Here is a 24,769-nt window from a genome sequence, read left to right as displayed (position 1 = left end):
ACGTAGTAGACAAGCAGGACGTCCCCGGCCTCCCGGGCTGCGGTGCTGACCGCACGGTCGAACACGATCGGGTCGCTCGGGTCGACCAGCGTGCGCAGCCCCGTGTCGGGCAGGCCGCAGCGGTCCACCAGGCACCGTGCCAGATCGGCAATGGTGTCGGGGACCGCGGGAACGTCGGGCAGCCGTGATCCCGGGCCATGTCGGCCGGTTCCGACGAGCAGCACCCGTACCCCCGGGTTGGACAATCCGGTCACGGCACGCGGTCTGCCTCGGAACTACCCGTGGGGCCGGCGGTCTCGTCGCTGGCAGGCCGGTCCGGCACGGCTCCCGGCCTGGTGAGTGCCCGGTCAAACCGCTCGAGCTCGTCCCGGAGGCTGGCTGCATCCAACCCCCGCACCCGGCGTGCCGACACTCGGAAGGTGGTTCGATCGTCCCGCCGTTCCACGGTGATGTCCAGGTCGCCGTGCCGGCTCCGGATCCAGGAGACCAGGCCGGCGACCAGTACCGACGCGGCTCCGCCCGGACCCAGCGTCATGACCAGTGTGTCGAGGGCCGACCCCAGGGTGCCGGGCGCCGGCGACTGCTCGACGAACTCCACCCGGCCTCGTAACTCATCCTCCGCGACCAGCCAGGCATGCAACGACCGGAGGTCGTCCGCGGCGCCGCCGGTGAGCCGCACTGTCACATCCACGTGCCCCTCCGAAACCGATCTGTAACCGGAGAGTACACAAAACGGGCGCGACGTCAGCGCGGCAATCGGCCAGGCGACAATCAGTCAGACGGCATCCGGACGGACGGCAGTTCGTCGGCGGAGCGCGTCGCGCGGGCACCCGCGCTGTCGCCCGCGAGCGCGAGGGCGAGGAGCAGCCGAAATCCCAGACCCACCCCGAGGGCAAGCCGCAGCGGCAGGTACCCGGGCCCGGGGTACTGCCGGAACAGGTAGCGGAGCATGCTGCGGTGATGCGCGATCACCATCCGCCGTGAGGTGCGCTTCGTGGAGTGGCCGCCCAGGTGCTCCACGACGGCGGTGGGTACGTAGACCAGCTGCCAGCCGAGCAACCCGAGCCGCCGGCCCAGATCCACATCCTCCATGAACATGAAGTACGCCTCGTCGAACCCGTCGACCGCCTCGAAGGCCCGACGCCGCAGCAGCTGGCATGACCCCGACAGCCAGCCGGCGGTCGTCTCGACCGGGGTGGCCCGTTCCCGGCGGTAGGCGGTCGTCCACGGGTTCGTCGGCCAGCACCAGCCGAGCAGGGCATGGCCGATCCCACGCCGCAACGAGGGAAGTTCGCGGGCAGACGGGTAGAGCACGCCCCCCGGATTGGTGATGGCCGGGCCGAAGGCCCCGGCCCCCGGCCAGCGGCTCGACGCCTCCAGGAGTTCGTCGAGCGATCCGGGTGTGAACGCGATGTCGGCGTTGGCCACGACCAGCCACGGCGCGCCGGCGCCGGCCGCCCCCCGGTTGGCCGCGCTGCCATACCCAAGGTTGCGCCCGGTACGCAGTAACCGGACTTCCTCGCGCTCGGCCACCGCGGCGGTACCCGCGTCCAGCTCCGGGGAGTTGTCCACGACAACCACCTCGTACGGCTGCACCGTGGCCTTGGTCAGGGAATCCATGAACGGACCAAGCACCTCACCAGAATGGTAGGCCACGACCACGATACGGATCTGCGGCTCGGCGACACCAGCATCCGACCGCCCACCCTGATGATCCACCTGATAATCAAGCGGCCGCGCCGAAGCCCCCACGTCCTGCACGTTCACCGACCCGCCCTCACTGGCCCATCCCATTGGTCCATGGCATGAGAGTCCATGCCATGCCATGCCGGCGCGCGTGCGCCCAGCTCTCCCCTGAACCGTGTTGGCCAGGATGCCACCGGCGCGTCGGGGGTCGCGCGTCGGGGGGTCGGGCCTGCTGGCCAAACGGCAGGAGGCAGGTGCGGACTGTCGGGTCAGCTGTCGGCGGCTGCCCGCGCGTAGCTCGCCAGATGCGCCTCGGCGCTCGCCGCCCAGGTGAACTCCCGGGCGCGGGTGAGCCCGGCCTGGGCCAGGGCGCCGCGCCGCTGGGCGTCGTCGACCAGCGCACGCATCTCGTGGGCGATCGAGTCGATGTCCGGCTGGGTGTAGGCGACGGCGTCGCCGCCCACTTCGGGCAGCGAGAGCCGCGGCGTCGTCAGTACGGGCGCGCCACAGGCCATCGCCTCCAGCACGGGCAGCCCGAACCCCTCCCCGTGGGAGGGGTAAGCGACCAGCAATGCGCCGCCCAGATAGCCGGGAAGGTCGGAGAACCGCAGGTAGCCTGGTCGGATGACCTTCAGGTGGGACGGGACCGAGGCGACCGCGGCATCCACGTCGTCGTCCCAGCCCGAACCGCCGGCAAGCACCAGTGCGGGCGCATCCGGGCGCCCGTGGACGGCCTCGGCCCAGCCACGGATCAGGTTCGGCACGTTCTTGCGCGGCTCGAGCATGCCGAGGAAGGCGACGTACCGGCTGTCAGCCAGACCGAGCCGAAGGCGGACCCGGCGCTTGTCCTCCTCGGTGGGCGGGTGGAAGGTCGACGTGTCCACCCCGTGGTAGGCGACATCCGTCGCGGTCGAGTCACCCTCGAGGACCCGGATCAGCTCGTCGCGGGTGGCCTTGGACGGAACGATGATCCTCTTCGACTTACGCACGGCGGTGCGCATCGCCGAACGGAAGAACGTCCCCTTCACGGCGGTGTGCATCTCTGCCTCTGTGAAGAACGTGACGTCGTGGATGGTCACGCACACGGGCTGGGATGTGCGCAGCGGCATCGTGTAGTGCGGCGAATGGATGACCTGCGCCCCCACCTGATGGGCGACCAGCGGCAGGCCGGTCTGTTCCCAGGCGAGGCGGGCCGGCCGGTGCGCGATCGCGGCCGGCCCCGGCACCACGTTGGCGTGGGGCGCCATCCGGCCGTACCGTTCGTAATCGGATCGTTGGCAGACGAGAGCCAGGTCGGCGCCTGCCGCATCCAGGGCAGCCACCAGACCGTCGACATAGCGACCGACGCCGCCGCGATCGGCTGGGACCGCGGTGGCGTCGACGAGCACCCGGGGAGACACGGCGCTCCTTCCGACTGGCGGCATGTTTCGCACCGCTAGGCTGCTTGGGGCCTCCGGGTGCGCGAGAAGAACCATGATCGCACGCCCGTCGGCCCACCTAGATTCCTTAGGGCCACCGGCGACGCTGGAAGATCCATAATTGCGCCGTCTTCGGCCCGCTGGCAAGACTACGCCCGCCCCCGATCCTTGGTGGTCAAGGCCCGGGAGTCGGTAAGTTGACGGTAGAGGGACCAGACGGTCTCTGCCGCCCCATTCCAGGTAAAAGCGGCCGCTCTCGCCCGTCCGTCCGCGGCCAGCCGGCGCCGCAGGCCCTCGTCGGTGACCACGGCCGCGACCGCGCGGGCGAGCGCCCCCGGGTCCGCCACCGGCACGGTCACGACGGCGTCCCCCCCGACCTCCACCAACGCGGGGATGTCGGAGACGATCGCGGGGACGCCATGGGCCATCGCCTCGATGACCGGCAGCCCGAAGCCCTCTGAGCGGCTCGGCGCGAGCAGTGCGGTGGCCCGTGACAGCACCACCGCGAGGTCCGCGTCCTCAAGACGCCCCAACGAATGGATCCGGGCCGGGTCCAGGCCCACCCGCGCGGCTTCGACCCGCAGGTCCAGCCCACCCCAACCGGGTGAACCGACATGCACCAGCGGCAGGTCGGGCGCAGCGGACGCGGCAGGCCCGACGGGCTCAGCCAGCTCAGCCAGCGCGGCCAGCTCAGCCAGCGCGGCCAGGACGGTGTCCAGACCCTTGCGGGGCTCGAGGGTGGCCAGGGTGAGCAGATACCCGCCGCCCGGAAGGCGGAGCCGGGCGGCGCGGGCATCTGCGTCCGCCGGGATGGTCACGACCGCCTCGGCCACGCCCTCGCCGATGACGTGCAGCCGGTCGGCCGGGATCGGCAGATGTGCCCGAAGGTCGGCGGCGACGGCCCTGGTCGGCACGATCACGGCATCGGCCTGGCGGGCCGCGCGCGCGCCCATCTGGCGGTGCCACCGGGCGCCGTGGGTGCTCAGGGTGTGCGGATGGGTCCACGGCACGGCATCGTGGATCGTCACCACGAGCGGCACCCCGCGCCGCCGCGGCGGGACGAGCAGCGTGGGGGCGTGCACAATCCCCACAGCGCTCGGCGCCGGCCCGTAGCCGCGCAGCCACGCGGTGGCAAGACCGCGTCGGGGCAGCGGCAGCCGGATGGGACCGACCACGCCCGGCACCGCCGCGCCGTCCGCTTCGCGTTCTCCCCGCCAGGCACACCAGCTGATGACCGCCTCGCCCGGCCGCGCCGTCCTGGCGAGCGCGGCGGCGAGCTCAGCGGAGTAACGCCCCGTTCCGCCCGGCACCGGCGCCAGCATCTGCTCAACTAAGAATCCGACCCGCACAAACGAGCATCCTTGCGTATTGATCGCCGACGTCAACCATCGCACGTCGCGTCCGCCGTGGCTCGGCCCCATCCGCCGTGGCTCGGCCCATCCACCGGGACGGCCACGGCGATGATCGTCCCATCCACCGGTGCGGCCACGGCCATGATCGGCCCATCCACCGGGGCGGCCACGGCCATGATCGGCCCATCCACCGGGGCGGCCACGGCCATGATCGGCATATGTTTGTCGCTGTGTACGCTTTACGGCCGAATAGGCGTACCTAACGACAAACTCACGCCGATCTTGCCAGCGGTCAGGCCATGATCCCTCCACGAAACACCCATTCGATACGAATTCTGTCGGAGGCGGCTGCCAGAATCGCCGCCATGTCGAACGCCCGCATGCCGGCCGTGAGCCGCGAGACCGCGCTCGCCGTGGCGCCCGATGCAGCTTCGGCGAAAGCAGCGGAGAAGCTTGCCGTTCCCGGGCTCTGGCCGATGACGGGCGGCGACGACGACGCGTTGTGGGGGGAATGTACGGGCAGCGGCAAGACCCCCTACCGGGTCGTCGTAGCCCGCGCCGACCACGCCACGACATGCTCCTGCCCGAGCCGGAAGTTCCCCTGCAAGCACGCCATCGGTCTGTTGCTCCTCGCCGCGGCCGCCAGCGGGCTGCCCTTCGGTTCCGGCACGGACGCGGACGGTGAGCCGCCGGCCTGGGCCACCGCATGGCTCAACCGACGAGCGGCGCGGACCACCGCTGCGGCATCTCGTGCCACCCAGGCCACCGCCGCCCCCGCTCCCGAGCGGGCGGCGGCCGCCGCCCGTCGGGAGGCAACCCGCGAGGCCAGAGTCGACGCCGGCGTCGCCGAGCTGCGCCGCTGGCTGGCCGACCTCGCCGCCGGCGGTCTCGGCGCCGCCCAGCTCAAGCCGGCGGCCTGGTGGGAGGCGACCGCCGCGCGGATGGTCGACGCGCAGGCCCCCGGCCTCGCCGACGTGATCCGCGCGATGGCGGAGATCGCCACCACCGCGGCCGGGCCGCCCGACTGGCCGTCCCGACTCACCGACCGGCTCGGCCTGCTGCACCTACTGTGCGAGGGCTGGACCCGCCGCGTCGAGCTGCCCGCCGACCTCGTGGCGGTCCTGCGTGACCGGGTCGGCTTCACCGTCCCGACCGCGGCGGTGCTCGCCGGTGAGCGGGTCGTCGGCGGTGTCGACGTACTCGGGGCCCGCACGTTCATGGCCGGGAAGGTCCAGGGCCGCCGGCAATGGTTACGCCTGGTTGACTCGGCACGGTCCGCGGTCGTCCTCGACTTCGCAGTCGCCGGCCAGTCGATGCTTCCGGCCTTGCCGGCGGGGTCGAGGGTCCACGCCGAGCTCGCGCCCTACCCGGGCCGGCTGCCGGTGCGGATGGTGATCGCCGCGACCGCGGGCGCCCACGAAGCCGAAGGCCTTGCCCCGACGGGCACCGCTTCCTACGCGTCCACCTGGCGCGAGGCGTTGGCCGACCTCGCGTCGACGCTGGCCGGTGACCCGTTCGTCGATGTCGTCGTGGTGACCGTGCGCGACGTCACGGTACTACCACCGATTGATGCAGACCTGGAGACCATGCGGGGCGGCGGCTGGCTGCTGCGGGACCGGGTAGGCGAGGCGCTGCCGCTCGCCGCCGATGCCACCCCTGAATGGGGATGGCAGATGCTCGCCGTCGGTGGTGGGCGCGGGCTCGACGTAGTCGCGGAATGGGACTCGTTCGCGCTGACCCCGCTGACCGCAACGCCGTCGCGAGACCTGGAGCGGCCCGCCGGCATCACTGCCCCCGGCGGGGAACCGGCCATCGACCCGTCGGCCGGCAACGCCATCCCTGTGCCGACCCCGAGATGCCCTGTGCCGACCCCAGGTTGGGCGGATCTGGTCGACGCGGCGGTCGTCGGCGCGGACCGCCGCCCACCCCCGACCATCCCCTGCTTGCCCGACCCGGCAGACCGGCCCGCCATTGACGGGCTCAACGAAAGCGACGGGCTCGGTGGAAGCGAGGCTGCGCGGCGCCTGTTGCGGCTTGCCGCGCTCGCCGCGGTGACGCGCCGTGCCGGGCAGCTCCCCGGCGACGCCGCCGCGGTGGCAGCCCCGCCTGCCGCTCCTGTCGACGAGCCGCCGCCCTGCCCGCGTGCCGCAGCGCTCACGCTCACAACCGAGCTGTCCGCCGCCGATACGGCGGCCCTCGAAGAATGGCTGGATCTGCTCGCCGAGGGCGGTTGGCGCCCTCCGGACAGCCTGCTGTGCCCGCTGATCAACCTCGGCCGACGCTCGGTCGCGATCCGCGGACGGCTGGGCCGGATCCTCGGCCCGCGCGGCCGCTGGTTCGCCGCACTACATCCGGATGGCGGTTGGGCCGCGATCACCAACCCCGCCGGCTGGTCGACCGCGACCGCGCCAGCGCGGCGTTCGCTCATCAACGCCCTGCGCCAGCGCGACCCGGCTGTTGCCGTCGGCCTGCTGCGCGACGCGACGGGCAGCGCGCCATCCCCAGCCGACCAGCCCTTCGCACCGTTTCGGACAGCAAGTGGCGCCGAACGCCTCGGGTTCATCGAGGCGCTGCGGGTCGGTCTCGGGCCGTGGGACGAGGAGCTGCTGGAAGCAGCCCTCGACGACCGACGCGCCGACGTGCGCGCGGCCGCCGTCGGTGTGCTGCTCATGCTGCCCGACACCCGATTCGAGGCACGCGCCGCCGCCCGCACCGCGGAAACCATCGTGGTAAGCCGTCGCAAGCTTCGCATCCGGCCACCGACGCTGTGCACGCAGGAGATGACCCGCGACGGCATCAGCATCACCGACGGACAGGCACGCCAACCGCGCGACAGCATCTCGGACGTGTATGCGAGGCTGCTGGCCTCGGAGCTGAACCGTGTCGACCCCCGGCTGTGGACCGAACGCACCGGCCTGTCCCCGGAGCGGTTCCTGAGCGCCAAGGTCGTCTGGGAGCCTACCGCGACCCCTGCCTCGATCAGTATTCCTGAATGCCTGATCCAGCCGGTCATTCGACACCGCAACGCCGAGTGGGCACTCGCACTGATCCCCCGGGTCGGCCCGAACCATCAGGCGATGCTGATCGACTGCCTAGCCGAACCCGACCGCACCCGGGCGCTCAACGTGGCGCTCAACGTAATGCCCAACGTGGCGCCCAAGAGCGTCTGGTCCCGATCCGGTCGCCCCGACCGCGCCGGTGACCCTCGCCGGGAGCGTTCCATGACGATTCTCGCCGCTGTCAGCGGCCGGTGGTCCGCCGAGTTCACCCGGGCAGCAGGCTCGACGCTGGCCGCGCTGTTCTCCGAGCCGATCGACGACCCCGGCGCGGGTGCACGGGCGCAGGCGCGGGAGCGGGCGCTGTTGACCGGCGTCGCCCACCGTCTGCATCCGGACGTGGGCCTCCCCGACCTGGACCCGGCGACCATACGGACCGAGATGTTCGCCGACCACCAGCGGCTGGTCGCCACGATCAGCGACCGACGAACCCGCCGCGACACCCTGCTGTCCCGGTCGGGACATCCCAGCTGAGGCCGGCGACCGCTTCGCCATCCCGTCCTGGTACACCGTTCGCCCCGCAGAAAGGTTCTGTCATGACCACGTCGACAGCAACATCCGCCACCGCCACCCACGGCGGCGCTACCCACGGCAGCGCGCCGGTCGCGGATGATGCGGCTGGTTCCAGCCCCCAGCTGCTGCGCCCGCACGCCGAGCGGGCCTTCGCCGCCGAACTGGCCGCGCTCGCCGCCACCGACAACCGGCCCCGGCCGCCGTCCTGGAAACTGTCCCCCTGGGCCGTCGTCACATACGTGCTCGGCGGAACACTCGACGACGGCACCGTCATCACCCCGAAGTACATCGGTGCCCGGCGGCTCGTCGAGGTCGCCGTCGCCACCCTCGCCACCGACCGGGCGCTGCTGCTCCTAGGCAGTCCGGGCACGGCGAAGTCATGGCTGTCGGAACATCTCGCCGCCGCGGTATGTGGCGACTCCACCCTGGTCGTCCAGGGCACCGCGGGCACGTCCGAGGACACGGTCCGCTATGGCTGGAACTACGCCCGGCTCATCGCCGAGGGACCATCCGCGGAGGCGCTGGTGCCCTCCCCGGTGATGCGCGCGATGACCCGCGGCGCCATCGTCCGGGTGGAGGAACTCACCCGGATGGGCGCCGAGGTCCAGGACGCGCTCATCACCGTGCTCTCGGAGAAGACCCTGCCCGTCGCGGAGCTCGCCGACGAGGTGCAGGCCGTCGCCGGATTCAACGTGATCGCCACCGCCAACGACCGTGACCGCGGAGTCAACGAGATGTCGTCGGCGCTGCGGCGCCGGTTCAACACCGTCGTCCTCCCACTGCCGGCGACCGAGGACGCCGAGGTCGAGATCGTCACCCGCCGCGTCGCCGACCTCGGCCGCGCCCTGGACCTGCCCGCCGAACCACCAGCCGACGTCGAGGTCCGGCGCGTCGTGCGGATATTCCGGGAGCTGCGCGCGGGGGTCACCGTCGACGGCCGCACGACGCTGAAGACGCCGACCTCGACGCTGTCCACCGCGGAGGCGATCAGCGTGATCACCGGCGGGATGACGCTGGCCACCCACTTCGGCGACGGCAGGCTGTCCGCCGAGGATGTCGCCGCCGTGCTCATCGGAGCCGTCGTCAAGGACCCGTCGACCGACCCGGTGGCCTGGCGGGAGTATCTCGAAGGCGTCGTCCGCGGCCGCCGCGGCTGGTCGGACCTGTACCGGGCCTGCCGCGACCTCGATGCGGACACGTTCGCCGGATGAGCGTCACCGTCCTGGGCATACGCCATCACGGGCCGGGCTCCGCGCGGGCGGTCGCCGCGGCTCTCGCTGAGATCAACCCCGACCTCATCCTCGTCGAAGGTCCCGCCGAGGGGGACGGCGCGCTGGCGTACACCGGTTCACTGACCCCGCCGGTGGCGCTGACCGTCTACGCCATCGACGAACCCCGCGATGCCGCGTTCTGGCCGCTCGCCGAGTTCTCCCCGGAGTGGCAGGCGTTGCGGCACGGCGCCGCCGCCGGCATCCCGGTCCGGTTCATCGACCTGCCGTTCGGGAACACCCTGACGCTGCTCCGCCAGCAGCGGGCCGCAACGCTCACCGAGCCCCGACAGGCTGACAACCCGGCCGAGATCCACAGTGAAAGGCCGGCGGAGGGCGCCAATCCGGACACGGTCGGCTCGCACCCGGTCGATCCGGACCCGTCGACTGCTGGCGGGGACGCGGAGCCCGTCCCCGCCGCGCCGCTCATCGACGACCCGCTCGGCTGGCTGGCGCTGGCCGCCGGGCACGACGACCCGGAGCGCTTCTGGGAGGACCTCGTCGAGCACCGCCGCGTCGACCCCGACAGACCTGGCGGACCCGGCGGCAGGAGCGAGGCCCTCGCCCTGTTCGCCGCAGTCGCCGAGGCGATGACTCAGCTGCGTGCCGACCACGGCGACCCCGCCGCGGCGGCCGGTGGGAGCATCGTCGGCGCCGGGCCAGTCGCCCAACCCTCCGCCGAGATCGCCCGGCAGCGCCGGGAACAGATGCGTGAGGCGCACATGCGTCTGGAGATCCGTAAGGCCGGCAACGGCGCGGACGCCGCCGCCCGCATCGCGGTGATCTGCGGGGCGTGGCACGTCCCGGCGCTGACCGGGACGGCTGGAGCGACCTCAGTGACCGCCGACCGGGAACTGCTGCGTGGCCCCCGACCTGTGCGCACGGCGACCACCTGGGTGCCGTGGACACACGCCCTGCTCGCCACCGCGTCCGGCTACGGCGCGGGCATCACCTCACCCGGCTGGTACCAGCACCTGTGGTCCGCGCCGGACCAGGTGACGGCCCGCTGGGTGGCCCGGGTGGCATCTCTGCTGCGCGCAGCCGACCTGCCGGCGTCCCCCGCGTCCGTGGTCGAAACCGTCCGTCTCGCCGAAACCCTCGCGGCTGTGCGTGACCGCTCCCTGCCCGGACTGACCGAGCTCACCGACGCTGTGCTCGCCGGGCTGTGCGCCGGTGACCCGGTGCCGCTCGAGGTCGTCCGCGAACAGCTCGTCGTCGGCGATGTACTCGGCGCGGTCGGCGCCGATGCGCCTGCCGTACCGCTGGCCGCCGACCTTGCCCGGACCCAGCGCCGGCTCCGGCTGCAGCCCACCGCCGCCGACCGCGCCATCCGGCTGGACCTGCGCAAGGACACCGACCGCGAACGCAGCCGGCTTCTGCACCGGTTGCGGCTGCTCGACGTGCCGTGGGGGACCCCGGTGGTCACAGCCAGCACCGGCACCTTCACCGAGGCGTGGACGCTGCGCTGGGATCCGGCGTACGCCGTCGCGGTGATCGCTGCCGCCCGTCACGGCGCGACCGTCGCCGACGCGGCCGCCTCGGTCGTCACCGAACAGGCCCGCAGCGCTGCCGACCTGCCGACTATCACCGGCATGCTCGAACAGGTCGTGCTCGCCGGCCTGCCCGACGCCCTGGCGGCGGTCACCGCGGGGCTCGAACGCCGCGCCGCCGGCACCGGCGACATCGCCCATCTGATGGCGGCGCTGGCACCGCTGGCCCGCGTCCACCGCTACGGCGACGTGCGCGCCACCGACACCACCCTGGTCACCACGCTGGCCGAAAGCCTGATGGTACGGATCTGCGCAGGGCTGCCCCCGGCCTGTCAGAGCCTCGACGACGACGCGGCGAGAACCGTGGCCGCCGCCGTGGACACCGCCGACACCGCGTTCCGGCTGATCGCCGACCCCGAGCACGTCGGCCACTGGCACACCGCGGTTCGTGCCGTCGCCGACGCCTATGGCGGGAACAGTCTGGTCACCGGCAGATGCGCGGGGATCCTGTCGGACGCGGGCGAGATCGACCCGGCGGACGTCGCGGTCCGCCTCGCTCGGGCGTTGTCCGCGGCCGGCGGCGCTCCGGCCGACGCCGCCCAGTGGCTGGCGGGCTTCCTCGGCGTCTCCGGATCGGTACTGGCCCGCAACCCGGGGCTGCTCGGTCTCATCGACGCATGGCTGAGCTCGCTTGACGGCGCTGCCTTCACCGTCGTCCTCGCGCCGCTGCGGCGGGTGTTCGCCGCCTTCAGCATCCCGGAACGGCGCATGATCGCCGAACGGGTACGGGCGGTGTCGCCTCGCCCCGGCGCGGGCGGCACCGGGCTCGTCGGTCCGGGCATGGTCCCCGGGCAGAACGCGGCCGGTCTCACCGGGCCGGCGGGCGATCCGGCCGCCTGGGATTTCGACCGGGTCACGCGTGTCCTGCCCACCATCACCGCGCTACTGGGTATTCCCGGCGTAGGAGGGAGTCCCGAACATGGCTGACGTTCCTTCGGTCGACAGCACTCCCGTCCCGCGCAGCGCTTCTGTCCCGCGCAGCGCTGTTCCGGCGGAGACCGGCACCGACACCGACGGCACGGCCGGGATGGAGGAGTCCGAGCGGCTGCGGCGCTGGCGGATGGTGCTGGGCGCGCCGGCTGCCATGGCATTCGTCGGGGCAGGCACCCTGTCGAAGGCTGACGCGGACATCGACGCTGCGCTCGGCGCCCTCTATGACGCGGACAATGCGGGCGAGGAGGGCCGCCGGAAACGGTCAGCCGGGCTGGGCGCGTCCGCGCCGTCGGTGGTCCGCTGGCTCGGCGACATCCGCGATTACTTCCCGACTCCGGTCGTGCAGGTACTGCAACGCGACGCGGTCAGCCGGCTGGGGTTGGCCCGGCTCCTGCTCGAACCGGAACTGCTTGACGCCGCGGAACCCGACGTGCACCTCGTGGGCACGCTGTTGTCGCTGCGCTCCGCGCTACCCGAACGCACGAAAGAGACCGCCCGCATGGTCGTGCGGCGCGTCGTTGACGACATCGAGCGGCGTCTGGAACAGTCGCTGCGGTCCGCGGTTCTCGGCGCGGTGAACCGGTCCACCCGCACCAGGACCCCCCGGCTTCCCGACGTCGACTGGGATCGCACGATCCTGGCGAACCTGCGGAACTACCAGCCCGAACAACGCACCGTCATCATCGACCGGCTCATCGGCTACGCCCGGGCGCGGCGCACCGCCGCGATGCACGACGTCATCCTGCTCATCGACCAGTCCGGGTCCATGGCGTCCTCGGTCGTCTACGCCGGGGTGCTGGGCGCGTCCCTGGCGACGATGACGGCAGTGTCGACCCAGCTGATCGTCTTCGACACCTCGGTGGTGGACCTCACCGACGACCTCGATGACCCGGTCGAGCTGCTGTTCGGGATACAACTCGGCGGCGGTACCGATATCGACCGCGCTGTCGGCTACGGCGCCTCCCTGGTGCGCCGACCTACCGACACCGTGTTCGTACTGATCAGCGACCTGATCGAAGGCGGGGACCAGTCATCGCTCGTCGCCCGGCTGCGGGCGTTGGTCGAATCGGGGGTATGCGTCGTCGTCCTACTCGCCCTCTCCGACGACGGCACCCCCGCCTACGACCACGCGCTCGCCGCGACCTGCGCCGAACTCGGCGCGCCCGCGTTCGCCTGTACCCCGGACGCATTCCCCGAACTACTGGCGACGGCACTGCGACGTGAGGACGTGGGACGGTGGGCCGCCACCCACGGCCTCGTGCCCGGCTGATCCCCCGCCGCCAGTGCCGTGGCCCAGGACAGCGGCGATCACGCTGAGTCGCCGAAGCGCTCGCGCATCCGCTCCCAGACGTTGCAATCGTGCCGCTCGGCCAGATCCGGTGGGCCGCCGCCGCACCCCCACCTCAGCAGAGTCGGCCACAGGCGGCATCTCGGTCACCTGGGACAGCTCCTCATCCTGAGCGACGAGCAGCCCCGTACACGGTGTCGGCTCTGCCTGCCAACATGATTCGAGCCACTCCGTTCCGTCGCTCTCACTCCACCGAATAGAAGACCAAAGTTGGACCATATTCCTTTGTGTCATTGCGCGTCTCAACGATAAAACTTCGACTTGGAAAACAAACGCGTACCGCAGCTCGCCACATGTAAGCATTCACCTAGATTATGGATCTTGCTGTGGGTGACGATTCGTGGGCGTGGTTGTAGGCCGTGCAGGCGGGGCCTGCGCGGCGGGATCGGTGGGGTGCCCGTCAGGTGGGGGCGAGGTCACGGGGTGGCATCCAGGGGGTGCCGCGGAACGCGAGTCGTAGGGCGTGCAGGGCAGAGACGCCGTGCTTGCGGGCGGTGGAGAGGTAGCTGACGATCTGGAGGCGGCAGGCGGTCGCGGCGGTGGAGGTGAGCCGTCCGCTGATCTTCTGCTGGGTCTTGAACGGCCGTAGGTCGCGGTCAGGTAGCCCCAGCGCATTGCTGCGCCGGGGCCCCTTCGGAACCGTGCGTGCCACTTTCATGGCACACGGCTCGAGCAAGCCCTGGAAGGCGTTTTCGGGTTCTGGCTTGGCTGTGTCGTCTGGCGTCGGTTCTGGTACCACCTCTGCCGGCAGTGCTCGTGGACAAGGCGTGGCTGTCGGTCGTTCGCGCTGGGGCCGGCGGCCGTGGTGATCGTGACCGTTCGGCGGACGTCGACTGCCCACTGTTCCCATTCTTCCGGGCTGCGCGGTGGGTAGTCAACGGGGGGAACCAGCAGGCCCTGACAGATCGGGCAGCGGCCGTCCTGCTTGTTGAGCAGGCTGGTGCGGCGCCATCCGATCGGCGGTGCGCCGTCGCCGTTCTTCTGTTTTCGGCGGCGGCGCTGGGCCCAGTAGCCGGCCAGTGTCGGATCGTCCGGAGACGCCCTTCCCTTGACCAGATCGTGACGTACGATTTTCGTCCAAGCGAAGCGTAGCAGGAAGGCGCCGGAGCCCCTGTCCCCGAACACCCATCTATCCTGCCTGGTCGGGTGGAAACGGCCGTAGTACCGGGCGACGATCCGCCGCCGTCCCCGATGGTTGTGGCGGAAGAGCGCCCACTTGTAGGTCAGTCTCCACAGATATTCGTCCAGCGTTTGGAACGTCTCCGTGGACACCACACCCCGATAGTAGGCAGCCCACCCCCTGATAATCGGGTTAAGCGTGCGGATGACCGCGCTCGCGTTGGCCCCGCGCAGGGCCTTCATCGCGCCGGCCAGCCGCGCCCGGACACGGGCGGCCGCGTCCTTGCTGGGTTTTACTATCAGCTTCGGCCCGTAGCGCCGGATGGTGAACCCGAGAAAGTCGAAGCCCTCGTCAAGGTGGACCACACGGGTCTTTTCCTCGTTGAAGGCCAGCCCCCGGGCCGCCAGCCACGGGGCCAGCCGGGCTTTGACCTGCTCGGCCTGTTCCCGGCTGTCGCACAACGCCACGAAGTCGTCGCATTATGCCGACGTCAGGATTATGCCGAATTGGGACCGGAAACCGGTAGTCCAGGCCAGTCACACCACAACGAGGTCGGCATAATCTGGCCAGTTTGATCGGTCCTTGTCTCCCGCCGTGGGGAGCCTCCGCGGCGCCGTCACGCTCGAAGTCCTGGCCAGGACCCCGTCCTCGAGCATCGTCCGCTGGCGGCCACCGTTCGACTTAGTCTTGATCTTCCTCAGAGGTTCTCTGTTATGCCGCCCTCGCCGGCACAGTCATGCCTACTGGCCAGCACATTTGTCTGGCGGTCGGCATAACCCAGATCTCGGCATAATGCGAGACGCACAGCTGGTGCAGGAAACCGGCGAACTCCTCGGCGTCGTAGAGGGCGTAGCGGTCGTGGACGACGACCCCGAGCATCCGCCCGAGCAGGAACAGCCGGAAGCTGGCCTTGTCCCGGCGGCCCAGCATGAACAGGGAGAACAGCAGCGTCGAGGCCGAGAGCACGTAGCGCTTCTCGCCCTTGGCACCGACCTTCAGCGGCGTCTCGTCGAACCCGACGACCTTCTCGGCGGCGATCCGCTGTTCGATCGCGTCGACCGCCTCCTCGACCGCGTCCGCTCCCAGGACCAGCAGCGAGTGCAGCCAGCCCGTGGAGACCGCCATCCCGCACAGCTCGGCGATCGCCTCCCGGGTCCGCTCGACCGGCAGGTGCTGGCGGACCAGGAAGTACAGCGCGAGCGCGCGCAACTCGGGCCCGTAGGACACCGGCGCGCCGGACAGCCCCTCGGGCCGGACGGCCACATGGCGGCGCCCGCACCCACACACGACCTGGTGAAGATCATGCCGGGTCACCGTCGACCTGGCCGGCTCGACATCATGGGACTGGTGCGAGCGCGCGATCCCCACCGGCGTCGCCCCGGCCAGCGCCGCCCCGCAGCCACACACCCCGGTCGGAAAATGCGCCTCGACCCGGTCCGGGTCCTCCCGCCAGGCCAACGTCAACCCGTCCGCGCCCGGCTGCTTACCGCGCTTCTTCTTCCCGACCCCGCCACCGCCCGCCGCCCCGGGCGTCCCGCCCGCCGGCGGCTCCGGCGGCTCCCGCCCCGGGATCGCGCCGTCGCTGGACGGCGACAACGAGGAGTTCCGCGAGTTCCGCGACGCCTTCCGCTCCAGGTCAGCGACCTTCGCCGTCAGCTCCGCGATCTCCCTGGCCTGCACCGCCACCGTCGCCCGCAACTCGGCGATCAGCTCCGCCTGCGCGCGCACGAGAGCGATCAGCCCCTCGAGCGGCATCTCCTCCGGCGTCGGCACCCCACCATGTCACCACACCCACCAGACCCGCTGCGCCACGCATCAGCCAACAGTCGGACCCGACTCGGCGTCGACCACCCACAGCAACATCAACAAAGAAGCTGAATGTTTACCGCCTGCTGTCCGGCGCACCATCACACGCAAGGTTGAAAACCAACAGATCGTGATCATTGGTTCTTGCCGAAACCGCGTTTCGTCACAACGAAACGTTCGACGCGCAGCACACCTTCACCTACAGCGGCCCACCGAACCTGCCGACCATGCGCCCATGGCCGGATCGGGCACGTCATCGCCAACAACGTCCGCGCCGAACGCGCCCACCGTCGCATGACCCAAACCGACATCGCCACCGCCATCGGCTGACCCCGCTCCTCCAGCCACGACATCAAAGCCGGCGCCGCAAAATCAGCCCCGACGACGTCGCCGCCCTCTGGCACACCTTCAACATCACCCTCGCCGAACTCGCCCACGGCGCCAACCCCGACGACCTACAAACCCTCGGCATCTAACGGCAAGCGGTCAGCATTCACTTAGGATCTGCCGCAACTCATCCTCAAAGGCCGCAACGGCATCCGGGTCCCGGTCGAAGTAAGCCTCCCAGAAACCCGGCTCGAGCCAGCGGCAAGGCGCCAACTCCACGACACCGCCCTCACCTACCTTCGCCACCCAGTTGGAGGGAAGCCGGTCATCTACCGTCATGAACATCTCGGAATCCCACAAGCCAGGGGTACGAACATCATCTCCGACGATCTGCAACTCGATGCGACGACCCGGGCAGGCCAGTACCGAAATCACGATGTATTCCCCACCGAGACGGACCCAGGCACTGTCCTCCATCGAACCGCCAGTCACTGGACTGATAATACGAGTACACAGAACGCGCATGGTCACCGAGTCACATTGAAGACGATCTTGTAATCATAATTATAGTTAACGACATCGGTCGCAGGATTGTAGTAGTAGTGTACCTGGAACGGCCCCTGTGGACTTTGGAACGTCCTCGACGTGTACTTTCCCCAGTCGGCGATGCTGCTACCGTCCGACGTCAACTCCTTGACCACCTCCGGGTTCTGCAATTTACTACCGGAAATAATGCGCTGCGATCCCTGAATCACTTCAGACTGCAACTCACCGGAGGCCGTGAACGCCGAGCTAGCGGACTCACGAGCCAACTGCTCCCCCAGGCGAACCCCGTTCACCACATTGTCAGCACCCGCTCCCGCGTTTGGGGCCGCAGCCAGGGTAGCAGCGCCGCCTTCGGCTGTACCGGTACCCGCGCAGGTGATGGCGGTCAAGTCCTTCGGCCGAGGCCCCGGAGCGTTCCGGGCGAGCCAGGCGGCGGCGGCCTGTGCCCGGCTGACGACCGCCCGGCCGGCGGCGGTCCGGCCCGCTCTGCCCGCGAGACTGCCGGCACCAGCCGAAACCAGACCACCACCCGCACCGATGGCGAAATCACCACCCGCATCCGACCAGCTGTACCCCCCATCACCGAACAGATGGCTGGACAAACCACCCGCGGTGACCGAACCCAGGCCGGCACCCGCCCCAGCCGCCACCACCCCGGCGAACCCGTCCGCGAGCGCAAACCCCGCTTCCCCACCCGCGGCGATCAGCCCGCCGTACAACGCCCCCGTCGCCGTACTCTTCGCCAACCCACCCCACGAGAAATCATCATCGGACCGGGCGACATGCACCAGATAGCTACCGCCCCCGACCAGCGCCCCAGTCAACGCCCCGATACATATCGGACACAGACCCGACGGATCCGCGTCCACCGTCGGCCGATTACCCGCATAGCCATACGCCTGGGTGAACCCGACACCGGACTGCGCCGGATGGGCGTCCGGACCGGTGAACCGCCCCGCCGACGCGTCGTAATCCCGGGCCCGCAGGTCATACAGGCCGGTAACCCCGTCGAGATACTGGCCGTGGAACCGCAGCGGATTGCCCGCATAGCCGGTTCCGGTGACCGCGGCCGGCCCACCGAACGGATCCAGACTCGCCGACCCGGTCACCCCGGCGCCGTCCGCGATGTCGGTGATACTGCCCGTCGTGTCGGCCAGCAGCCACGACAGGGTCCCGCCGGGAGTGCCGTCCGCGATTGCCGTGCCCAGCGTGGACTGCGGGTCGGCCCACCAGGTATGCGCGGTCGTCCCGGCGCCGGTGGTCTCACCGATCCGGACGGGTAGCGGCCCGCCGGTGTCCCACGTCCAGGTCGCGTCCGGGGTGCCGTTGACCGTCCGACTGGTCCGATTGCCTTGTTCGTCGTAGCCGTAGGTGACGGTGCGGCCGTCCTCCAGGACGACCGACCGCAGGTTCGTGTCCAACCCGTAGGCCAACGTCCGGGTCCCGCCCGGCCCGGTCGACGAGGCGAGGTTCCCGTTGCCGTCGTAGCTGTAGGACGCGACGGTCGCGGTGCCGACGGTGTCGGCGGTGGGCCGGTCATCGGCGTCATACGCCGAGGTCACCGTCTTGTCGTCGGTGGTGTGCACCGTCACCGTCGACGTGCGGTTCCCGTCGCCGTCATAGCCATAGCTCGTCGCCGGCGACGACGCCGTGCAGGTCGTCCCCGATGTCGGCCGGCAGATCCCGCTGACCTGCCCGGCCGTGTCATAGGAGTACACCGCCGACGTGCTGGTCGACCCACGCTGTGTGGTGACCGTGGTCGGGTTCCCCGCCGGACTCAACGTCACCGTCTGCGCGAGAAGAGTCGACCCGCCGGCCGCGGTGTGGGTCAGCCCCGTCAACCGGCCGGCCGGATCATAGGTCCGGGTGCTCACCGGCCCGCCAGCCCGACTGGTCGAGGTCAGCTGCCCGGCCGCGTCATAGCCGTAACCGATCGTCGTGGTCGTCCCGCCGACGGTCAGACCGGTCCCGGTCAGCCGCGCATCGGCCCCCCAGGTGTAGGACTGGGCCCGCCCGCCGGGCAGGGTCCGCCCGGCCAGCCGGCCGTCACCGTCCCAGGTGTAGCCGACCTGGACCGGCCCGCGGGTGATCCCGATGATCCGCCCGGCCGGGTCGTAGCTGACCGCCGCGGTCGACGTGCCGTTACTGATCTGGGAGGGCCGCCCGGCCTGATCGTAGGCCCAGGTGATATCCGGGCTGGCGTCGCTGTAGTCGATTTTCGTCTGCCGGTCGAGCGTGTCGTAGCTGTAGGTGGCGCTACCCGCCGGGGCGGTGACGGTGTTGACGTGGCCGTCGGGGGTGTAGGTGTAGCCCGTCACCCGGCCCGTCGGTGTGGTCGCGGTCGCGACCCGGCTCGCCTTGTCGTAGGTGTAGGTGTAGGCCTTCCCCGTCGGGGTCGTCAGCGTCTTGAGTTGACCGGCCTTGTCGTAGGTGTACTGGGTGACCGCACCGGTCGGGCTGGTGACCTTGTTGACGTTCCCGACGGAGTCGTGACCGTAGACCGTGGCGCGGCTCTCCGGATCGATAACCTTCGTGACCTGGTTCGCGGCGTCGTACAGAGTCGACGTCGCATGGGCGAGCGGATCGGTGACCTTGGTACGGTTCCCGGCCACGTCATAGGCGAACGTGGTCGTGAACGCCGCCGGGGTCGCCCCCGCCGCGTTCCCCCGCGGATCGACCACCGTTGTCGCGTGGCCGTCCGCGTCGTAGGTGTACGTCGTCGCGGCACCGCCGCCGGTCTGGGACCGCAGCAGCTGCCCGGCCCGGTCGTAGGTGTGGGTGACGCTCACCCCGCCGCCGGTGCGGGTCTTGGGCCGGCCAACCTCGTCGTAGCCGGTGGTGGTCGCCGCCCCGGTGGGGTCGGTGACGGCGGTGACCCGCCCGGCCCGGTCGTGGGAGGTGTGGGTCACCGCACCGGTCGGGTCGGTCACCGCCACCGGCAGCCCCGCCGCGTCGTAGCTCGTCGTGGTCGCCAGGTAACGGTCAGGCTTGGTGGGGTCGACGGTGCGGGTCTGGGTGAGCCGTCCCGCCGCGTCGTAGGTGTAGAGCGTCGTGGCGCGGCGCCGGGTCTCCGCGTCGACCCCGGCGACGTTCCCCGCCGGCGCGGTGCGGCTCGCCAGCTGCCCGGCCAGGTCGTACACCGACGTGGTGATCGCACCGTCGGGGGCGGTCAGGGTGACCTCCCGGCCCGCCGGGTCGTAGGCGTGGCGCGTCACCCGGGCGTACGGATCGGTCTCGGTGAGCCGGTTCCCGGTGCCGTCATAGGTGTAGGTGCTCACCCCGGCGTTCGGAGCGGTCACCGTCAGCACCCGGCCGAGGGCGTCGTAGGTGTAGGCCGTCTGGTGCCCCAGCGGGTCCGTGCTGGTCAGGACGTTCCCGACCGCGTCGTAGGTGTAGGTCGTGGTGAACGTCGCCGGCGTCCCACCGGCGACGGTGCCACGCGGGTCGGTCTCGCTGAGCCGGTGGTGCGACGCGTCGTAGGTGTAGGTCGTGACGGCGCCGCTCGGCGCGGCCTGCGCAACCAGGTCACCGACCGTGTTGTAGGTGTTCGTCGTCGTGCGGCCCAACGGGTCGGTGCTCGTCGCGACCTGACCCCGCCCGGTGTAAGTCAGCGTCGTGACACCACCGTCGGGGGCGGTCGTCGTCACCAGCCGACCCTGACCGTCGTAGGTGGAGGAGGTCACCTTCCCGACCGGGTCGGTGTAGCTCGTCACATGGTTGGCGACGTCGTAGGTCCACCGCTCCTCCGGTGGGCTCGGATCGTCGACCGCACCCGGCAACGTCCGGCGCACCAGATTGCCACGGGCGTCGTACTCGCTGTGACGCAGCTGCTGACCGGTGCTGTTCTCTTCCGTCGGCTGATTCGCCGCGTCGTAGTAGACGTCGTCCGCCCGGCCGTTCGCATCCACCTGGGAGGCCAGCACGTTGCCGGAATAGACGTCGGCGTGCACAACCCCGTCCGGGTCGGTGACGGTCGCGGTCTGGCTCGCCTGGTCCCAGGCGAACGTGGTGACCCCGCCCGCCGCGTCGGTCTGGCCGGTGACCCGCCCGGTCGCCGGGTCGTACGTCGTGCCCGCCGTCGTCGTCCCGGTCGGGTCGACAATCCCGCCCAGATGGCCGGTGGCCGTGTCGTAGGTGTAGGTCGTGGTCTTACCGTCCACCCCGACGACCGAGGTCAACCGGGCGGTGGAACCCGCGGCGGTGTAGCCGTAACCCACACTGTGACCATCAGAACCGGTCACCCCGACGATCCGACCGGTCGCCGCACCGCTGGTCCCCCACGCCACCGTGACCGTCTGACCGACGGTGTCGGTGAGCGTGCTCAGTGTCCCGCCGGAGTACGCCAGCGTGACCCCACGGCCCTGCTCGTCGACCGAAGCGACCAGACGGCCGGTGTCATCGAACCGCAGTTCCTCGTTGGCGTGATTACGCACCGTCCAGCCACCGCCGGACCGGGTGGTCATCGTCGCGGTGACCCCCGGATCGTCCGCGGTGTAACTGCCGTCGCCGTGCCGGGTGAACTGGCTCTGACCCCCGGTACCCTCCCGGAAAATCGGGGCCGACCCGTCACCGGGAATGATCGAGGCGTTGAACCCGAACGTCCACCCCACCCCATAGGGGCCGTCGGTGGCGTCCAGACTGTTGTAGGTCCGCCCCCAGTCCAGACCGGGGCCGACGCCGGCCAGCGTCAGGTCCTGGAAGGTCTCCATCAGACTGCCGGTCGCGGTGTTCACCGGATCCGCCGCGAGCCTGGTGTTGACCATGCCGCGGCCGTCCCAGCAGGAACATCCCCAGGTACGGCGCAGCGGCTGCGGGTGCGGGCCGCCGTAGCCGGCGAGCGTCACCGTCCGCAGGAACAACGACCGACCCGCGTCGGTGCCCGACGCGACCAGCCCATGACCGCCGGTATAGTCCCGGGTTTCGTTGTGCGCCCAGTCGCTGATCGGGGTTCCACCGACATCGAGGGGATGGAAATTCCCCGCATCGTCGATGCCGAGACGGTAGATACGATGCCGGTCGCTGTACGGCGCGAAGTCGGTGTACGGGGTGGACCCGTTAGTCAGCTGTTTCCGGAGATGATTGTCGAAGAACACGTTGTTCGGACCCGACGAACCCGACCATTTAACGGCCTTCTGCCCGGCCGCCCACCAGATCGGATACCAGTCGGAGTCGTCCGGCAACGACCCGCCCTCATCACCGCAGTTCGTCGAACAATTCGCCGACCGGTGCGCATACGGCACCGAGACCTCGTTGAGCTCGAACAGATTGTTCCGTTCATAACCGCCATGCAGATTGAGATCAGAATCGAAGCTGTTACCGATCGCGACGTTCCCCGACGCACTCCACTGGAACGTGAAGTGCCGCAGATTACGCGTCGTGTTCCCGGCGTAGACCGAATCCCACACCCGGGAACCCCGCAGATAGCCGTTCCCGCCCTTACCCTTGTTCCACGCACCGTCGAACTGATTGTCGATGATACTGAGGTTCGCCGCGGCCTCAGTCGCGATCGGATGCGAACCCGTCATCTCGCTACGGACACCGCTGACCCAGCTGTTCGCCGCCCACTTGAACACGATCCCGTGCATCGCACCGGCCGGGTCCATGTTGCCGTAGTTGTCCTTCGCCTTCGCCGCGTCCAAACCCGGCTCGTCCTGAGTGAACGACAGATTCTCGATACCCACCCCGAGCACGGGGTCGACCAGCGGATCGACGACCGAGTCGAAAACCTGCCCGTTGATGGGATCGGACCCGTCCGACACCGACGTGACCGGAACGTCGTACTCCAGCGGCTTATCCAACGTAATCGTCTTACCGAGCGGGTCACCGGCGGTCACCAGGAAAATCTGCTGGCGCATGTGCAGGTTCTGCAGATCGAACGTCGTCGGCAGCGCCTTCATCTCATTGTAGAAATTCAAACTGTTCGCGGCCATCACGTTCACCAGGCCGCCGACCTTCAGATTGTCGAAGGCTGCGTCGGCGGCCAGATACACCACCGTGTCGCCCTTCCGGCCCGCGAACCCGGCGTCACCGGGCTTGCCCCGCAGCTTGAGCCCACTCACCCAGTGGTCGTTGACGGTGCCCTCGTAGAGGTCCCTACGATTCGCCGGCGCCGCGGTGTACTCCGCCGCGTACTTCGCGGCGACCGCCCGGCTCTGCACCCGGAACAGCCCACGGCCCGGCCACAACCAGCCGCCGTTCGCGGACCCGTTGCCCATCGCGTCGACGTCCCACCGCGTCCCATCCGAGGTGATCGTGTCATACCGGGTGGTGCCGTCGGGCTTGTAGACCAGATGGGTACCGGCCTGCGGATCCGACCCCGCACCGCGGACGATCAGATAGTCCGCGTCCAGATGAATCTCATGCGAGATGTTCAACGTGCCGGCGGGCAGCTCCAGCAGGCTTTCCTGCGTGTACGAACCCGACGGGGAACAATTCGCCTTGATCGAATCGATCGCCGCCTGAATACCGGCCGTGTCGTCCTGACCGTCGTTGGGAACCACCCCGTAGGTGCCGGTCAGAACGCCGGCCGTCAGACGGCACGCCGATTCCGATCGGACGTTGGCATTCCCCGGCAGCACCGACCCGCCACCGAAACCCGCCTTCGACCAGTCATACACCCCGGGCACCGGACCCCGCCGATTATCCGCCGTCACCCACAGGTCACGCAACGCCGGCGCCGGCTCCTCATACACCGTCTTCGGTGGCGTCCAGTTCGGGTCCACCACCGTGAAGTTCGCCACCACGAACTTCGTCGTCGACGCGTCCACATTCCACCGCGCCTTGAGTTTGTGCACCCCCTGCGAGATCGACGCCGGGATCGTCCACTGATACGGCGACGCCGGATCCTTACCCGCATACGCATCATCGACCAGCCAGGTCACCTCACCGGTAACCGTCGAATCCGCCCCCACATCCGCGGTGAACGGCGCCGGCAGCGACGCACCGTCGAGCGCCACACCATTCACTTCCAGGAACGGATCCGCCACCGCCCGGGCGACCGTCGGCATACCCGCCGCCATAACAACCGTCACGACCAGGCCTGCGACGACACGGAGGAACCCCACCCGCATCCGCGGCCGAAACCACCGGCGCGGCCGGACAGCGAACACCCGTGCCGCCGAGGCGAACACAGAACCAGGCGAGGCCGGAATGCGGGCCATGACGTTTCCTCACTGAAGACACGAACCTGCACGGACCCACGCTTGACGGACCGCACCGGACAACAGCGCAGCCCGACAAGACAACACGGGGTGACCTGCACGCTCAGATGAACACGCAGCACACAGCACCCACACAAACGGAACGCAGAAGACCCATCAGCGCGGGCGCGCTCGTGCGCCCACCCTTAAGATCAGAAAACAGCCAGGCCGCTATCTGGACACGAGATCAGCACCTATGTCCAGTACGTATGGATTCACGTTGCGGAGCATTGCATACGAACCGTCGCAGAGTCGAGCCGTTCAGCATCCGCCGCGCCTATGGTTCATCCGTTGTTACCGGCGTGGGTTGCGAGAGCCCTTGATGATCCTTGCGGGCGTGGGTGAGCACAACGCTGCCGAGGCCGTCCGGGCTGCGCCGGTCCGACATCGCCACGACGGGCGAGAGCAGCGCAGCCGCGTTCCAGCCGAGACGGCCGCCGCTGGCCGACAGCGTCAGGTACAGCCGTTCGGCCAGCGGCGACCGGAACAGGTAGGTCTGGCGAACCACGGACAGGCCGCGGCCGTCCAGCAGTTCCGCCAGCTGATCACCCGTGTAGGTACGTTTCACCCGATATCTCTCCCGATGGCGGGCAGACAGCCGCGGCCAGCGGTGCGCCCGGGTCAACGCGTCGGCGGACAGGACGAGA

General features: G+C 69.9%; 15 protein-coding genes and 2 pseudogenes. 4 read left to right on the top strand and 13 right to left on the bottom strand.

Annotated elements, in window-relative coordinates:
* The 6 genes and pseudogenes from U9983_RS16780 to U9983_RS16755 form a co-directional block, all read right to left on the bottom strand.
* Positions 1-254 (bottom strand): annotated as a pseudogene (locus tag U9983_RS16780) (hypothetical protein); the annotation flags it as partial.
* The gene (locus U9983_RS16775; RefSeq protein ID WP_322754935.1) at positions 251-691 is read right to left on the bottom strand and encodes an effector-associated constant component EACC1; all 441 of its coding nucleotides are present in this window, start codon (positions 689-691) and stop codon (positions 251-253) included. The gene U9983_RS16775 and the pseudogene U9983_RS16780, both read right to left, overlap by 4 nt.
* 80 nt (positions 692-771) lie before the next feature.
* Positions 772-1,719 (bottom strand): glycosyltransferase family 2 protein, encoded by a 948-nt coding sequence (locus tag U9983_RS16770; RefSeq protein ID WP_322754937.1) that lies wholly within the window; start codon positions 1,717-1,719, stop codon positions 772-774.
* Between the two features lie 236 nt (positions 1,720-1,955).
* Entirely contained in the window at positions 1,956-3,110 is a 1,155-nt protein-coding gene (locus U9983_RS16765; protein ID WP_416211420.1) for a glycosyltransferase family 4 protein, read from the bottom strand.
* 143 nt (positions 3,111-3,253) lie between these two features.
* Complete coding sequence (locus U9983_RS16760; RefSeq protein ID WP_322754933.1) at positions 3,254-4,453, bottom strand: glycosyltransferase family 1 protein; 1,200 nt, start codon at positions 4,451-4,453, stop codon at positions 3,254-3,256.
* Between the two features lie 32 nt (positions 4,454-4,485).
* On the bottom strand, positions 4,486-4,674 hold the full coding sequence (locus U9983_RS16755) for a hypothetical protein (RefSeq protein ID WP_322754932.1): 189 nt from the start codon (positions 4,672-4,674) through the stop codon (positions 4,486-4,488).
* A gap of 147 nt (positions 4,675-4,821) precedes the next feature.
* Here U9983_RS16755 and U9983_RS16750 point away from each other — a divergent pair, with 147 nt between their 5' ends.
* The 4 genes from U9983_RS16750 to U9983_RS16735 all read left to right on the top strand — a co-directional run bounded on the left by U9983_RS16750 (position 4,822) and on the right by U9983_RS16735 (position 13,046).
* Positions 4,822-7,986 (top strand): DUF5691 domain-containing protein, encoded by a 3,165-nt coding sequence (locus U9983_RS16750; RefSeq protein WP_322754931.1) that lies wholly within the window; start codon positions 4,822-4,824, stop codon positions 7,984-7,986.
* Between the two features lie 62 nt (positions 7,987-8,048).
* Positions 8,049-9,236 (top strand): AAA family ATPase, encoded by a 1,188-nt coding sequence (locus tag U9983_RS16745; protein ID WP_322754930.1) that lies wholly within the window; start codon positions 8,049-8,051, stop codon positions 9,234-9,236.
* The gene (locus tag U9983_RS16740) at positions 9,233-11,770 is read left to right on the top strand and encodes a DUF5682 family protein (protein WP_322754929.1); all 2,538 of its coding nucleotides are present in this window, start codon (positions 9,233-9,235) and stop codon (positions 11,768-11,770) included. Before U9983_RS16745 ends, U9983_RS16740 begins: the two co-directional genes overlap by 4 nt.
* Positions 11,771-11,870: 100 nt before the next feature.
* Positions 11,871-13,046, top strand: a complete 1,176-nt coding sequence (locus U9983_RS16735; protein ID WP_416211421.1) for a VWA domain-containing protein — start codon at positions 11,871-11,873, stop codon at positions 13,044-13,046.
* A gap of 478 nt (positions 13,047-13,524) precedes the next feature.
* Here the strand turns inward: U9983_RS16735 and U9983_RS16730 are convergent, their stop codons facing one another.
* From U9983_RS16730 to U9983_RS16700, 7 genes and pseudogenes are all read right to left on the bottom strand, one after another.
* The gene (locus tag U9983_RS16730; protein WP_322754927.1) at positions 13,525-13,776 is read right to left on the bottom strand and encodes a hypothetical protein; all 252 of its coding nucleotides are present in this window, start codon (positions 13,774-13,776) and stop codon (positions 13,525-13,527) included.
* Between the two features lie 2 nt (positions 13,777-13,778).
* Complete coding sequence (locus U9983_RS16725; RefSeq protein ID WP_322754926.1) at positions 13,779-14,711, bottom strand: group II intron maturase-specific domain-containing protein; 933 nt, start codon at positions 14,709-14,711, stop codon at positions 13,779-13,781.
* 244 nt (positions 14,712-14,955) lie between these two features.
* Positions 14,956-16,017 (bottom strand): IS66 family transposase, encoded by a 1,062-nt coding sequence (locus U9983_RS16720; RefSeq protein ID WP_322754925.1) that lies wholly within the window; start codon positions 16,015-16,017, stop codon positions 14,956-14,958.
* Between the two features lie 167 nt (positions 16,018-16,184).
* The gene (locus U9983_RS16715; RefSeq protein ID WP_322754924.1) at positions 16,185-16,487 is read right to left on the bottom strand and encodes a hypothetical protein; all 303 of its coding nucleotides are present in this window, start codon (positions 16,485-16,487) and stop codon (positions 16,185-16,187) included.
* Positions 16,488-16,536: 49 nt separating this feature from the next.
* Entirely contained in the window at positions 16,537-16,908 is a 372-nt protein-coding gene (locus U9983_RS16710; protein ID WP_322754923.1) for a hypothetical protein, read from the bottom strand.
* Complete coding sequence (locus U9983_RS16705) at positions 16,905-24,083, bottom strand: RHS repeat-associated core domain-containing protein (RefSeq protein ID WP_322754922.1); 7,179 nt, start codon at positions 24,081-24,083, stop codon at positions 16,905-16,907. Before U9983_RS16705 ends, U9983_RS16710 begins: the two co-directional genes overlap by 4 nt.
* Positions 24,084-24,399: 316 nt before the next feature.
* Positions 24,400-24,769 (bottom strand): annotated as a pseudogene (locus tag U9983_RS16700) (hypothetical protein); the annotation flags it as partial.

The organism is Protofrankia sp. Cas3 (genome assembly GCF_963555955.1).
GTDB lineage: Bacteria > Actinomycetota > Actinomycetes > Frankiales > Frankiaceae > Protofrankia.
Note: the sequence above shows the minus strand (reverse complement) of the source record. Positions and strands in the feature narration are given on the sequence as shown.